13 protein-coding genes are annotated in these 12,670 nt (G+C 73.5%); 4 read left to right on the top strand and 9 right to left on the bottom strand.

Annotated elements, in window-relative coordinates; translation table 11 throughout:
• Positions 1 to 39: 39 nt before the first annotated feature.
• The 3 genes from ilvC to ACK8HX_RS01060 all read right to left on the bottom strand — a co-directional run bounded on the left by ilvC (position 40) and on the right by ACK8HX_RS01060 (position 3,609).
• Entirely contained in the window at positions 40 to 1,071 is a 1,032-nt protein-coding gene (gene ilvC, locus ACK8HX_RS01070; RefSeq protein WP_411938793.1) for a ketol-acid reductoisomerase, read from the bottom strand.
• Positions 1,072 to 1,193: 122 nt separating this feature from the next.
• Positions 1,194 to 1,706 (bottom strand): acetolactate synthase small subunit, encoded by a 513-nt coding sequence (ilvN, locus tag ACK8HX_RS01065; RefSeq protein WP_411938792.1) that lies wholly within the window; start codon positions 1,704 to 1,706, stop codon positions 1,194 to 1,196.
• Positions 1,707 to 1,716: 10 nt separating this feature from the next.
• On the bottom strand, positions 1,717 to 3,609 hold the full coding sequence (locus tag ACK8HX_RS01060) for an acetolactate synthase large subunit (RefSeq protein ID WP_411938791.1): 1,893 nt from the start codon (positions 3,607 to 3,609) through the stop codon (positions 1,717 to 1,719).
• Positions 3,610 to 3,982: 373 nt separating this feature from the next.
• Here ACK8HX_RS01060 and ACK8HX_RS01055 point away from each other — a divergent pair, with 373 nt between their 5' ends.
• Both ACK8HX_RS01055 and ACK8HX_RS01050 read left to right on the top strand, forming a co-directional pair.
• Positions 3,983 to 4,945: a hypothetical protein gene (locus ACK8HX_RS01055; RefSeq protein ID WP_411938790.1), complete on the top strand. Its 963-nt coding sequence runs from the start codon at positions 3,983 to 3,985 to the stop codon at positions 4,943 to 4,945.
• A gap of 86 nt (positions 4,946 to 5,031) precedes the next feature.
• Complete coding sequence (locus tag ACK8HX_RS01050) at positions 5,032 to 5,214, top strand: hypothetical protein (protein WP_411938789.1); 183 nt, start codon at positions 5,032 to 5,034, stop codon at positions 5,212 to 5,214.
• 15 nt (positions 5,215 to 5,229) lie between these two features.
• Here ACK8HX_RS01050 and ACK8HX_RS01045 read toward each other — a convergent pair whose 3' ends face one another.
• From ACK8HX_RS01045 to ilvD, 3 genes are read right to left on the bottom strand one after another with little or no spacing between them, the layout of a single operon-like run.
• Positions 5,230 to 6,879, bottom strand: coding sequence for a hypothetical protein (locus tag ACK8HX_RS01045; RefSeq protein ID WP_411938788.1), 1,650 nt, complete (start codon positions 6,877 to 6,879; stop codon positions 5,230 to 5,232).
• A gap of 5 nt (positions 6,880 to 6,884) precedes the next feature.
• On the bottom strand, positions 6,885 to 7,655 hold the full coding sequence (locus tag ACK8HX_RS01040; RefSeq protein ID WP_411938787.1) for an ABC transporter ATP-binding protein: 771 nt from the start codon (positions 7,653 to 7,655) through the stop codon (positions 6,885 to 6,887).
• The gene (gene ilvD / locus ACK8HX_RS01035) at positions 7,648 to 9,348 is read right to left on the bottom strand and encodes a dihydroxy-acid dehydratase (RefSeq protein ID WP_411938786.1); all 1,701 of its coding nucleotides are present in this window, start codon (positions 9,346 to 9,348) and stop codon (positions 7,648 to 7,650) included. The genes ACK8HX_RS01040 and ilvD overlap by 8 nt, the downstream gene beginning before the upstream one ends.
• A 96-nt stretch (positions 9,349 to 9,444) precedes the next feature.
• Between ilvD and ACK8HX_RS01030 the strand changes: the two genes are divergently transcribed.
• Entirely contained in the window at positions 9,445 to 10,584 is a 1,140-nt protein-coding gene (locus ACK8HX_RS01030) for a hypothetical protein (RefSeq protein ID WP_411938785.1), read from the top strand.
• Entirely contained in the window at positions 10,581 to 10,769 is a 189-nt protein-coding gene (locus tag ACK8HX_RS01025) for a hypothetical protein (RefSeq protein WP_411938784.1), read from the top strand. Before ACK8HX_RS01030 ends, ACK8HX_RS01025 begins: the two co-directional genes overlap by 4 nt.
• Here the strand turns inward: ACK8HX_RS01025 and ACK8HX_RS01020 are convergent.
• From ACK8HX_RS01020 to ACK8HX_RS01010, 3 genes are read right to left on the bottom strand one after another with little or no spacing between them, the layout of a single operon-like run.
• Positions 10,736 to 11,350 (bottom strand): hypothetical protein, encoded by a 615-nt coding sequence (locus tag ACK8HX_RS01020; RefSeq protein ID WP_411938783.1) that lies wholly within the window; start codon positions 11,348 to 11,350, stop codon positions 10,736 to 10,738. The genes ACK8HX_RS01025 and ACK8HX_RS01020 overlap by 34 nt on opposite strands.
• Positions 11,350 to 11,976, bottom strand: coding sequence for a hypothetical protein (locus tag ACK8HX_RS01015; protein ID WP_411938782.1), 627 nt, complete (start codon positions 11,974 to 11,976; stop codon positions 11,350 to 11,352). Before ACK8HX_RS01015 ends, ACK8HX_RS01020 begins: the two co-directional genes overlap by 1 nt.
• Positions 11,973 to 12,650: a hypothetical protein gene (locus tag ACK8HX_RS01010; RefSeq protein ID WP_411938781.1), complete on the bottom strand. Its 678-nt coding sequence runs from the start codon at positions 12,648 to 12,650 to the stop codon at positions 11,973 to 11,975. Before ACK8HX_RS01010 ends, ACK8HX_RS01015 begins: the two co-directional genes overlap by 4 nt.
• Positions 12,651 to 12,670: the final 20 nt, after the last annotated feature.

The raw sequence follows: 12,670 nt of genomic DNA, 5'->3' as shown, positions 1-12,670 counted from the left end.
GGACCGTCGGCGGCCCGCTGAGGGCCCGGCGGGGTGTCGTCAGCGGGCGGCGGAGCCCTCGACGTAGTCGGTGTCGCGGCCGGAGTCGACCCAGGCCATGAGCTTGCGCAGCTCGCGGCCGGTGGCCTCGATCGGGTGCGCGGCGCCCTTCGCCCGCAGCTCCTTGAACTCCGGTGCACCGGCGTCCTGGTCGTCGATGAAGCGCTTGGCGAACGAGCCGTTCTGGATGTCGGCGAGCACCGCCTTCATGTTCTCCTTCACGGACGGGTCGATGACGCGCGGTCCGGAGACGTAGTCGCCGTACTCCGCGGTGTCCGAGACCGACCAGCGCTGCTTGGCGATGCCGCCCTCGATCATGAGGTCGACGATGAGCTTGAGCTCGTGGAGGCACTCGAAGTACGCGACCTCGGGCTGGTAGCCGGCCTCGACGAGGGTCTCGAAGCCGTACATGACGAGCTGCGAGGCGCCACCGCACAGGACGGCCTGCTCACCGAACAGGTCGGTCTCGGTCTCCTCGGTGAAGGTCGTGCCGATGCCGCCCGCGCGCAGGCCGCCGATGGCCTTGCCGTAGGACTTCGCGAGGTCCCAGGCCGTGCCGGAGGCGTCCTGCTCGACGGCGAGGAGGACGGGCACGCCGCGGCCGTCGACGTACTCGCGACGCACGATGTGGCCGGGGCCCTTGGGGGCGACCATGAGGACGTCCGAGCCCGCCGGCGGCTGGATGTAGCCGAAGCGGATGTTGAACCCGTGCCCGAAGAGCAGCGCCGCGCCCTCCTTGAGGTTCGGCGCGATGTGCTCGGCGTAGACGCCACGCTGCACCTGGTCCGGGGTGAGGATGACGACGACGTCGGCCTCCTTCACGGCGTCGGCGACGGTGAGGACGGTGAGCCCCTCGGCCTCGGCCTTCGGGCGGCTCTTCGACCCCTCGGCGAGGCCGACGCGGACGTCGACGCCCGAGTCGCGCAGGTTGAGCGCGTGCGCGTGCCCCTGGCTGCCGTAGCCGATGACGGCCACCTTGCGGCCCTGGATCACCGACAGGTCGGCGTCGTCGTCGTAGAACATCTCGGCCATCGTCAGGCCTCTCCTTCGTGTCTGGTGTGGTGCTGCTGGTGACTGTAGGCGGGGCGGCCGTGCCGGTGCCGGGCCGTCCGCGGGGCGGGGGTGCGGGTGCGGGTGCGGTGCGGGTGCGGGGTTCAGGCGCTGCGCAGGGCCCGGTCGGTGATGGAGCGCGGCCCGCGGCCGATGGCGACGACCCCGGACTGCACGAGCTCCTTGACCCCGTAGGGCTCGAGCACCTCGAGCAGGGCCTTGAGCTTGTCGGCCGTGCCGGTCGCCTCGATCGTCAGGGAGTCGGTGGCGACGTCGACGATCTTGGCCCGGAACATCTGGGTCATCTCGAGGACCTGGCTGCGCGTCGCGGCATCGGCCCGGACCTTGATGAGCATGACCTGGCGGTGGACCGCCGCGCCCGGCTCGAGCTCGACGACCTTGAGGACCTCGACGAGCTTGTTCAGCTGCTTGGTCACCTGCTCGAGCGGGAGGTCCTCGACGTCGACGACGACCGTCATCCGCGAGATCTGCGGGTACTCGGTCTCACCGACGGCGAGGGAGTCGATGTTGAAGCCGCGGCGGGAGAACAGCGCCGCGATGCGCGCGAGGACGCCGGGCTTGTTCTCGACGAGGACGGACAGCGTGTGCTTGCTCATGGGTGGTTCCTCACTCCCCGTCGTGGTCGGCGTCGGTGGGCTGCTCGATCGCCTCGGACTCCTCGCGGTCCCACTGCGGCGCGGTGTCGCGGGCGACCTGGATGAGGTCGTTGCTCACCCCGGCGGGGACCATCGGCCACACCATGGCGTCACGGTGGACGACGAAGTCGACGACGACGGGCCGGTCGGTGACCGCCATCGCCTGCCGGATCGTCTCGTCGACGTCCTCCGGTCTCTCACACCGCAGCCCGACGCAGCCGTAGGCGTCGGCGAGCTTGACGAAGTCGGGGACGCGTGACCCGACGGAGGTGTGGAGGTCGGTGTTCGAGTACCGCTCGTTGTAGAAGAGCGTCTGCCACTGGCGGACCATGCCGAGGCTGCTGTTGTTGATGACGGCGACCTTGATCGGGATGTTGTTGATGACGCAGGTCGCGAGCTCCTGGTTCGTCATCTGGAAGCAGCCGTCGCCATCGATCGCCCAGACGGTGCGATCGGGCTCGCCGACCTGCGCACCCATGGCGGCCGGCACGGCGTAGCCCATGGTCCCGAGGCCGCCGGAGTTCAGCCACGCGTTGGGGCGCTCGTACTCGACGAACTGGGCGGCCCACATCTGGTGCTGGCCCACTCCCGCGACGTACACGGCCTCCGGACCGGCGATGGCGGAGAGGCGCTCGAGGACGTACTGCGGTGCGAGGGTTCCGCCCTCGGGCTCGGAGTAGCCGAGAGGGAACGCCTCCTTCCACCCCGCGACGCGCTCACGCCACTCGGTGTAGTCGCCTCCCTTGCCGGCGTCGATGTCGGCGTCGAGCGCCTCGATGAGGTCGGTGATGACGGCCTTGCAGTCGCCGACGATCGGCACGTCGGCGCGGCGGTTCTTGCTGATCTCGGCGGGGTCGATGTCGGCGTGGATGACCTTCGCCTCGGGGGCGAAGGTCGCCAGCTGGCCGGTGACGCGGTCGTCGAAGCGGGCGCCGAGGGCGATGATGAGGTCGGACTTCTGCAGGCCGGTGACGGCCGAGACCGACCCGTGCATCCCCGGCATACCGAGGTGCAGCGGGTGGCTGTCCGGCAGCGTGCCCCGCGCCATGAGCGTCGTGACCACCGGGATCTGCGAGAGCTCGACGAGGCGGCGCAGCTCCTCGCTAGCGCCGGCCCGCACGACGCCGCCACCGACGTAGAGGACGGGGCGCTGCGCCTCGGCGATGTACCGCGCGGCCTCGCGGATCTGCTTGCTGTGCGGGCGGGTGACGGGCCGGTAGCCGGGCAGCTCGATGCGCGGCGGCCACGAGAACGTCGTGCGAGCCTGGAGCGCGTCCTTGCTGATGTCGACGAGCACCGGCCCGGGGCGCCCGGTCGAGGCGATGTGGAACGCCTCGGCGATGACGCGCGGGATGTCGGCGGCGTTCGTCACGAGGTAGTTGTGCTTGGTGATCGGCATCGTGATGCCGCGGATGTCGGCCTCCTGGAAGGCGTCCGTGCCGATGGCGCTGGAGGCGACCTGGCCGGTGATCGCGACGATCGGGACCGAGTCCATGTGGGCGTCGGCGAGCGGGGTGACGAGGTTCGTCGCCCCCGGGCCGGAGGTCGCCATGCAGACGCCGACCCTGCCGGTCGCCGCCGCGTACCCCTCGGCCGCGTGGCCCGCGCCCTGCTCGTGGCGCACGAGGATGTGGCGCACCTTGACCGAGTCGAGGAGGGGGTCGTACGCGGGGAGGATGGCGCCGCCCGGGATGCCGAAGACGGTGTCGACGTCCATCGCCTCCAGGGACAGCACGAGGCTCTGGGCGCCGGTCACCTCGATCGGCGTGCGGGCGCGGGCCTGCTGCGCGACCTGCGCGGGGCTCGGGGCGCTCGGGGGCGCCGGGGTCGGGGCGGCCGGGATCGCCGGCTTCGTGTCGCTCATCGGGGTCACCGCTCTGTCGTCGTTCACCGCTGTCGCGGCCGGGTCCGTGCACAAAAAAACCCTCCAGTCCCGTGGCGGGGACAACGGAGGGAGGCGCGTCGCGAGGTGCGGACGCGCCTAGGGAAGTACGAGGACTCGGGCCACGGGACCACTCTCCCGCCGCCCTCCGGGGGTGTCAACCACCGAGACGACCGGTCCCACGATCCGGGACCGTGAGACCGCTCACGGAAGCGCCGGTGCGCGGACCGGCTCGTGTCGAGGGTCGTGACCGCGGTCGCGCACCTCCACCAGCGTCGGCAGAGCGTCCCAGACCGCCTCTCCCGAAGGAAGCCCACCCGACGTCGCCGACCCACCGGACCCCCAGGGAGCAGCCGTGAGCACCGAGGGCACCGTCGTCTTCGTCGCCGTCGTCGCCGTCGTCGCGGGACGGTTCGTCCTCCCCCTCCTGATCCCCCGGTTCCCGCTGCCGGCGATCATCGCCTGCCTCGTCCTCGACGGCGTCGACCAGACGATCTTCCAGTCCTTCGGCTTCGATCCCCCGGGCCACCAGGGCTACGACAAGGCGATGGACGTGTACTACCTCGCCATCGCGTTCCTCACGACGATGCGCAACTGGACCCGGTCCTCCGCCGGGCAGGTCGCGCGGTTCCTGTTCTTCTACCGGATGGCGGGGGTCATGCTCTTCGAGCTCATCTGGGTCGTCGTCAAGCTGCCGCAAGAGTACTGGATCCACGTGGCCCGGCTGGACGTCACCGACACGCTCGCGGCGTACGCATGGGCCGGGCCCGTGCTGGTCGTCGCCCTCCTGGCGCTCGCCGCCGCCTTCTCGTGCGTCGCCGTCCCCCGGCTCCCCCGCACCGACCACGGGTGGCGCGTCGCCGCCGACCCGCTGCCCGAGGAGATGGACACCGCCGCCGAGCGCGACGCGTGGACCGCGACCCACGTCCGCGTCTGGTCCTGGTGGACGCTGGAGAAGGTGGCCCTCATCGGGCTGCTGTCGGTGACCTACGCGCGGATCCTCCCCGGCCTGCGGGTCGGGGACCTGCAGATGTTCACCGGCATCGCGGCGTACGTCGTCGTCAACGTCGCGATCACCCTCACGGTGGCCCGCCGGGTCGGCAGCCGCGAGGGGACGGCGGCGGCGTTCGGGGCGCGCGTGCTCGTCGACCTCGGCCTCGTCGTCCTCGCGCGGACCCTCCTCGGCACCGGCGCCCTCGACGTCGCCGACACGCTGTTCTTCGTCCTCCTCCTGCTCGTGACGTTCCACGACCGGTACGCGCCCGTCGGCGTGGCCCGCGCCGTGCGGGACGCCCGCGAGCCGGTCCCCGTGACCTGAGCGAGCGGGCCCGCCCGAGGCTTCACGCGGGCCCGCGGATCCGGCAGGCTGGACCCCACGCACGACCCGACGGAAGGGGTGTCGAGGTGGAGATCGAACGGCAGGAGATCGTCGACCAGCTCCGCGGCCGGAACGAGGACGACGTCGCCGACCGCGCGGAGCGTGAGCTGCCCGAGCTCGTCGACACCGATGAGCACGCGGACCTGCTCCACGAGCTCGGGATCAACCCGACCGACCTGCTGGGCGGGGTCGGCGGCACCTTCGGCTGACGACCTCGGGACGGCTCAGACCTGGGACCGGTGGAGCCGGCCGAGGAGCTCGGGTCCGCGGCGGTCGAGGCGGCGACCGCCGACGACGACCCCCACGGCGAGCAGCGCCGCGCCGTAGAGGACCGCCACGGCGAGGGTCGCCCACTGCCCCACCGGCGAGTCCGAGGTGACGACGGCCGCCACCGCGACGGGCAGCACGAGGACCACCGGCCCGACGAAGGACAGCAGCGCCGTGAGGCAGCCCTGGGCCGCACCGCCGGACGTCGCCGCGAACGGGTTGCCGCCCGTGCGTGGCGCGGTGCCCGGCAGGTAGGCCCCGACGAGGACGGCCAGCCCCAGGCTCGCGAGGAACGACGCCACCGACACGCTGAGCCACGGCACCGGACGGCTCACGACCCCGAGGGCGACCCCGGCGAGCCACGTCACCGCGAGGGCCGGGCCGAAGACGACGACCGAGGCCAGCGCCCTCCCGAGACGGTCCTCCCACCCCCGGACCCCGACGGCGAGGTGCATCCACCAGGCCGGCCCGTCGAACGCGAGGTCGTTCATCAGGGTGAGCCCCGCGAGGACGGCGAGCATCACGACGCCGGTCCCCGCCAGCCCGCTGGTCCCGGTGAGCACCGCCTGGAGGACGAAGAACACCGGCAGCACGGCGGTCCGCAGCGCGATGGAGACGAGCCGGCTGTCGCGGTACCAGGCCCGCACCCGCCGGGCCGCCACGGTCGCGACGGGCGAGGTCCCCAGCAGCCGCGGCAGGACGCGACCGCTGCCGATCCGCTGGCCACCCGAGCTGGTCAGGGGCGAGGTGAGGGCGCGGTCGAGCTGGCGCACCCAGGCGAGGTGCAGGCCGACGACGAGCGCGACCGCGAGGGCGAGGTGCACGGCGGCGCTCCCCCACCGACCCGTCGCGACGTCGAAGGGCAGCCCCCAGGCCCACCCGACCGGGGTCCACGACGCCAGCTCCGCCGAGCGGGTCGCGTCGAACGTCGCGAGGTCGGTACCGAGCGACCCGGTCATCAGCAGCAGGTTGAGGCCGAGGGGCAGGAGGGTGACGAGCGAGACGACGACGGCGCCGACCAGCCGGCCCGCCCGGGTCGTCATCACGCGGGCGAGGGTGCTCGTGACGGCTCGCGAGAGGAGCACGGCCGTCGCCACGCCGAGGACCGCGGCCACGAGGGCGGCCCCGGCGGTGGCGGCGCCGCCCGACCACGCGCCCACCTGCCCGAGCGCGAGCCCGACGAGGAGGAGCGCGGGGATACCCGTGAGCGCCGCGGCGAACAGCGCGGGCGCGAGGTGCCGCGCGCGCAACGGGAGGACCGAGAAGCGGGCGGGGTCGAGGGTCGCATCGACGCCGGTGGCGACGAGCGAGAGCACGGCCCACATGAGGGTCACCACCGCGAAGAGCGGCACCGTGAGGGCGACGACTCGCACCGGGCGGCCGGCCAGGAGGACGAGGCCGGGCCCGAGCACGGCGAGCAGGCCGAGCGCGGCCAGCCCACCGACGACGGACGACACGAGGTGCAGGGCGCTGCGCGTCATCGCTGTCCGCCACATGGCGAGGCGCAGGCGCACGACGAGGAGCACCAGACCGCCCGGACGGGGTGCCGCGGCCGACCCCGGCTGCGCCGGACCCGGTTGGGGCGCACCCACCTCCGCGGTCGCCACGGGTGTCAGCCCAGCCAGGCGAGGCCGTCGCCGCCGGCGTCCTGGGCGCCGACGAGCTGGAGGAAGCGGTCGTGCAGCGAACCGCCGTCGGTGAGCCCGGCGACGGTGTCCTCGGCGAGCACGCGGCCCCCGGCGATGACGGCGACGCGGTCGCACAGCCCCTCGACGAGCTCCATGACGTGGCTGGACATGACGACCGTGCCGCCGCCGGCGACGTAGCGGCGCAGGATCGTGCGGATCGTCTGGCCGGACACGGGGTCGACGGCCTCGAACGGCTCGTCGAGGACGAGCAGGCGCGGCGCGTGGATGAGGGCCGCCGCGAGCGACACCTTCTTCACCATGCCGGCCGAGTAGTCGGCGACGACCGTGCTGGCGTCGGCGGCGAGGTCGAGGACGCCGAGCAGCTCGGTGGCCCGCTCGGCGACGACCTCGCGCGGCATCCGGCGCAGCGCCCCGACGTAGTGGAGCAGCTCGCGCCCGGAGAGCTGCTCGAACAGCCGCATCCCGTCCGGCGCCACGCCCATCACCGCCTTCGCCGCGGCGGGGTCGGCCCACACGTCGACCCCGAGCACGCGCGCCGAGCCGCCGTCCGGGCGGAGCAGACCGGTGGCCATCGACAGGGTCGTCGTCTTGCCGGCGCCGTTGGGCCCGACGAGCCCGAACAGCGACCCGCGAGGCACGACGAGCGAGAGGCCGTGGACGACCCGCCTGCCGCGGAACTCCTTGACCAGGCCGGTGAGCTCGAGTGCCGGTCCCCCCGGTGCCGGCTCAGTCACACACGGCCCCCGTGCTCGCGCTGCGGACGAGCTTGCGGTACTTCGCGAGGACGCCACGCGTGTACTTCGGCTCCGGGTGGGTGACGCCGGCCGCACGCCTGGAGGCCAGCTCGGCCTCGTCGACGAGCAGGTCGAGGGTGCCGCTGGCGACATCGAGGCGGATGGGGTCGCCGTCGCGCACGAACGCGATCGGACCCTCGTCGACGGCCTCGGGGGCGACGTGGCCGACGCACAGGCCGGTCGTGCCACCGGAGAACCGGCCGTCGGTGAGGAGCAGGACGTCCTTGCCGAGGCCCGCGCCCTTGATCGCCCCGGTGACGGCGAGCATCTCGCGCATCCCCGGCCCGCCCTTGGGCCCCTCGTACCGGATGACGACGACGTCGCCGGCCTTGAGCGAGCCGTCCTCGACGGCGTCCATCGCCCCCCGCTCGCCGTCGAAGACGCGCGCCGTGCCCTCGAAGACGTCGGAGTCGAACCCGGCCGACTTGACCACCGCGCCCTCGGGGGCCAGTGACCCCTTGAGGATGGTGATGCCGCCCGTCCGGTGGATCGGTTCGGCCATCGCGCGGACGACCTTGCCGTCGACGTCCGGCGGGCGGATGTCGGCGAGGTTCTCGGCCATGGTGCGGCCGGTGACGGTGAGCGTGTCCCCGTGCAGGAGACCGGCATCGAGCAGCGCGCGCATGACGACGGGCACGCCGCCGACGCGGTCGACGTCGGTCATGACGTACTGGCCGAAGGGCTTGACGTCGGCGAGGTGCGGCACCGCCGAGCCGACCCGGACGAAGTCGTCGAGGGTGAGGTCGACGTCGGCCTCGTGCGCGATCGCCAGGAGGTGCAGCACCGCGTTCGTCGAGCCGCCGAAGGCCATGACGACGGCGATGGCGTTCTCGAACGCCTCCTTGGTCATGATGTCCCGCGCCGTGATGCCGCGCCGGAGGAGCTCGACGACGGCCTCGCCGGACTTGCGGGCGAAGCCGTCGCGGCGGCGGTCGGTGGCGGGTGGCGCGGCCGAACCGGGCAGCGACATCCCGATCGCCTCGGCGACCGACGCCATCGTGTTGGCCGTGTACATCCCCCCGCACGCGCCCTCCCCCGGACAGATCGCGCGCTCGATGGCGTCGACGTCCTCGCGGCTCATGAGGCCTCGCGCGCACGCGCCCACGGCCTCGAAGGCGTCGATGATCGTCACCGTCCTCTCGGTGCCGTCGGAGAGCTTGGCGATGCCGGGCAGGATCGAGCCGGCGTAGAGGAAGACCGACGACAGGTCCAGGCGCGCGGCCGCCATCAGCATGCCCGGCAGCGACTTGTCGCACCCGGCGAGGAGGACCGAGCCGTCGAGGCGCTCGGCGTTCATCACCGTCTCGACCGAGTCGGCGATGATCTCGCGGCTGACGAGCGAGAAGTGCATCCCCTCGTGCCCCATCGAGATGCCGTCGCTCACCGAGATGGTGCCGAACTCCAGCGGGTAGCCGCCGCCCGCGTGGACCCCGTCCTTGACGGCCTTGGCGAGCCGGTCGAGGGAGAGGTTGCACGGGGTGATCTCGTTCCACGAGCTCGCCACCCCGATCTGGGGCTTGGCGAAGTCGTCGTCCCCGAGTCCCACCGCTCGCAACATCCCTCGCGCGGCGGCCTTCTCGAGGCCGTCCGTCACGTCGCGGCTGCGCGGCTTGATGTCGGGGGTCGTCGTCATGGCGCCATCCTAGGTTCGGGGCTCGCGGCCCGTCCCGACGTTCCGGGGGCTGACCCTGCGGTCCCGTCCGCGTGGCAGGCCCTACGATCGGTGCCCGTGGGGACCCTGGGGGCGATGGCGTCGTCGGCGCTCGTCGTGCTGCGCGACGCGGCACGGCTGCTCGCGCGGCAGTGGCCGACCCTCGCCGCGATCGCCCTGCTCGGGATCGTCGGCCACCAGGGCTTCCTGTGGTTCTGCGTCTGGCTGAGCGACCACCACGGCCTGGCGACCGCCATCCTCCTGCCCCTCGTGCCGATCAGCTCGCTCGTCGCGCTCGTCCTCATGCTGCGGCACGCCGGGCGCCACGAGCCGACCCTCGCGCCGCTCGTCACCGACGTCCCGGGCGAACGGCTTCGCGGGCGACTCGCCCTCCTCGCGAGCACCCTCATCCCGTTCCTCACGCTCTACGTCGCCCAGGACCGGCTCGCCGAGGACCTGCGCACCTTCGTCAACGCGGCGGTCACCACGGAGTTCATCACCGCCGACTTCTGGAACCCCGACCGCAACCTCGATCGCGGTGCGCTGGTCACCGGGGGCGCCCTCTTCGCGCTCGTCGCGGTGGCCTTCGTCCTGCGGACCGCCCTCGACCGGTTCGGGCTCCCGGCCCGGCACCTGTCGTGGGGGATGCTCGCGGCCTACGTCGAGGTGCTGTGGCTGTTCCTCCTCGCCCGGCAGGTCGCCGGCTACAAGGGCGAGGTCCGCGACTGGGTGGCCGACCGGCGGCTCAGCGTGTGGGCGCTCGAGCAGTGGGCCGGGCTCACCGACCGCCTCGGTCCGCTGACCGAGCCGGTCCGCTCCGCCGGGGCCTTCCTCGGCGAGGTCGTCGCGAACGCCGACCAGACGATCGTCCTGCCCATCGCGTGGCTGACCGTCGGTGCCGTCGTCTTCGGCAAGGACCTTGCCGCCCCGGCCGGTCCCGAGCGGCGCCACCCGGTCCGGGAGCGACTGCCCGGCTGGGTCCGGCGCGGCGTCGGCGAGGCCACCGCGAGCGTCGCCGACCGCTTCGGCGCGCTCGTGCGCGGGGTGCGCCTCCTCGCCGTCGCCGGTCTGGTGCCGATGCTCTTCTTCTGCGTCGCCTTCCTCCTCGCCGACGAGGCCGGCACGCTCGTCGACGAGGGCGTGCGCGCCCTCCTCGGGCCGCGGGACGGCGAGACCGTCGTCGCCTTCTCGCCGATCCTGTCGATCCTCGGTGGGTGACCCGCACCGTCGTCGTCGTGTGCCTCCTCGCGGCGGCGCTCGGCCGGGTCGTCGCCGGCCTCACGGCCTCCGAGCAGCTCGTCCCCGAGGACGCGTCGTCGGTCGGCGTGGGACCGGGGTCCCCGGGGGCCGGTCCGACGGAGCGGCGGGGTCAGTCGGCCGCCGGCAGCGGCCAGGCGCCGTAGAGGTGGAGGTCCGGGCTGACCCGGACCTCCACCGGCACGGCGCCCTCGGGCAGGAGGAAGACCGCGTCGCGGTCGTAGGCCGGAGGACGGTTCGACGTCCGGTCGGCGTCCATGTCGAGCCCGCTCGGGTTCTCCGCGTCGGGGGGCTGGCACGACGCGAGGTCGAGCGCGCCGCCCTCGAGGGGCCTGGTGCCGGCGGCGTACTCACGACCCTCGGTGTCGCGGAGGAGGACCTGGCACGCGCCGAGGATCGCGGCGGGGTCGGCCTCGACGTGGACCCGCACCCGCCACGCGTCGAACCCCGCCGGCACCGGGACCTCCTCGTCGCCGGAGAGCCGCACCGTCTGCACGGGCTCGGTGGAGACATGGCGCACCGAGAGGCGCAACGGGACCCGCCCGTTGCTCTGGGTCTCGACGGTCGTCTCGAAGTGCGCGGTGCCACCGGCGTCGAGGGCGACCTCGGCGTGCATCGTGTACGGCCACCAGAGGTCGACGACCCGCTGGCCGCTCGCGGCGACGGCGAGGGCCAGGAGGAGCGGCAGCGCGAGCAGGGCGCGGCTCTGGGACCGGATGAACGTCATCACGAGCCCTCCTCCCGCACACCGGTCTCCGGGTCGATACCCGGTGGTGCGGCGCCGTCGACCCGGTCGGTGCGGGTGGCCCAGCGGCGGACGTCGTCGGCGCCGATGCCGAGGTCGACGTCGGCCATGTCGTCGCCGCGGACCTCGCGGGGCGAGCGGGCCAGCCGCAGGTGCGACCCCGCGGCGGCGTCGGTGGCGACCTCGAAGGCCACGACGCACGGGGTCGCGACGCCGGGAACCGCTGCGGCACAGCTGAGCTCGTTGCGACTGCCGAGGGTCAGCTCGCGGCCACGACCATCCACGAACGTCGCGTGGCGCAGGGTCTCGGCGTCCAGCGTGGGCGTCACGGTGAGCCGGGTGACGACCCACAGCCCGGGCGACTGCATCGGCGCGGAGGCCCCGCGGTCGAGCAGCGGCGCGCCGTCGACGGACTCCGGGGTCAGGGTCGCGTACCTGAGCTCGACGGTCTCCCCCACCGCGACCGGACGCAGGAAGGTCCGCCCGAAGACGCCGTCGTCGTCGGCCGTCAGCGCCTCCACGGAGCGCCCGGCGGCGAGCGCCGCGACGACGAGCGCGACCGTGAGCAACCCCCGGCGCGACGGCCGGGGAACGTGAACCGGGCTCACGGGGTCGGCTCCGGCGCGGGGGCGAACTCGGTGACCGGCACGGTGACCCGCACCGCGACCTCCGGGTCGAACCAGCCGAGCCGCTGGTCGTTGTTGCTCTTGCGCCACGTGTGCCGCGAGAGGACGACGGTGACCTCCTCGGGGAGCGCGGCGGACCCGACCTGCTGGAAGAGGAAGACCGCCGGGTACTGCAGGCCCGGGGCGATGTCACCCAGCCCCTCGGCGTCGTCCGAGGACACCATGTGGGTGGGGACGACCTCCTCGGGACGTGCCGGCACCGGGTCGCCCTCGGTGTGGAACGGGCCGACGAGACCCTGCGCGCCCTCGAGGCGGACGAGGTCGCGCAGGGTCTGCCACGGCACCGAGGTGCTCACGTCCCCGACCCCGACCCTGAGGCTGACGAGGAGGTACCGGCCCTCCGGCGCGGGGATGGAGTCGACGCCGAGGTCGGTGCCCGCCCGGACCCGCTCGACGGTGACCCGGAACGGCTCGACGGCGACTTCCCGACCCGTCGGCACGGAGGGCGGCGCGGCGACCCGCTGCTCCTCCAGCCCGCCGAAGGCCCCGCTCACGAGGAGGACGGCCAGCCCGAGCCCGACGCCGTACTCGCGGTACGACCGACCCGTCGCCCAGCCGCGCGCGGCGCGCAGCACGTCGTGGCCCCGTCCCCCCATGGCCGCCAGTATGCCCGGTG

It is taken from the genome of Oryzobacter faecalis, assembly GCF_046764005.1.
GTDB classification, from domain to species: Bacteria; Actinomycetota; Actinomycetes; order Actinomycetales; family Dermatophilaceae; genus Oryzobacter; species Oryzobacter faecalis.
Note: the sequence above shows the minus strand (reverse complement) of the source record. Positions and strands in the feature narration are given on the sequence as shown.

Bases quoted from the DNA above. Each gene is read 5' to 3' on its own strand.
- ilvC (WP_411938793.1), bottom strand. From the start codon at position 1,071: ATGGCCGAGATGTTCTACGACGACGACGCCGACCTGTCGGTGATCCAG.
- ilvN (WP_411938792.1), bottom strand. From the start codon at position 1,706: ATGAGCAAGCACACGCTGTCCGTCCTCGTCGAGAACAAGCCCGGCGTC.
- ACK8HX_RS01060 (WP_411938791.1), bottom strand. From the start codon at position 3,609: ATGAGCGACACGAAGCCGGCGATCCCGGCCGCCCCGACCCCGGCGCCC.
- ilvD (WP_411938786.1), bottom strand. From the start codon at position 9,348: ATGACGACGACCCCCGACATCAAGCCGCGCAGCCGCGACGTGACGGAC.
- ACK8HX_RS01020 (WP_411938783.1), bottom strand. From the start codon at position 11,350: ATGACGTTCATCCGGTCCCAGAGCCGCGCCCTGCTCGCGCTGCCGCTC.
- ACK8HX_RS01010 (WP_411938781.1), bottom strand. From the start codon at position 12,650: ATGGGGGGACGGGGCCACGACGTGCTGCGCGCCGCGCGCGGCTGGGCG.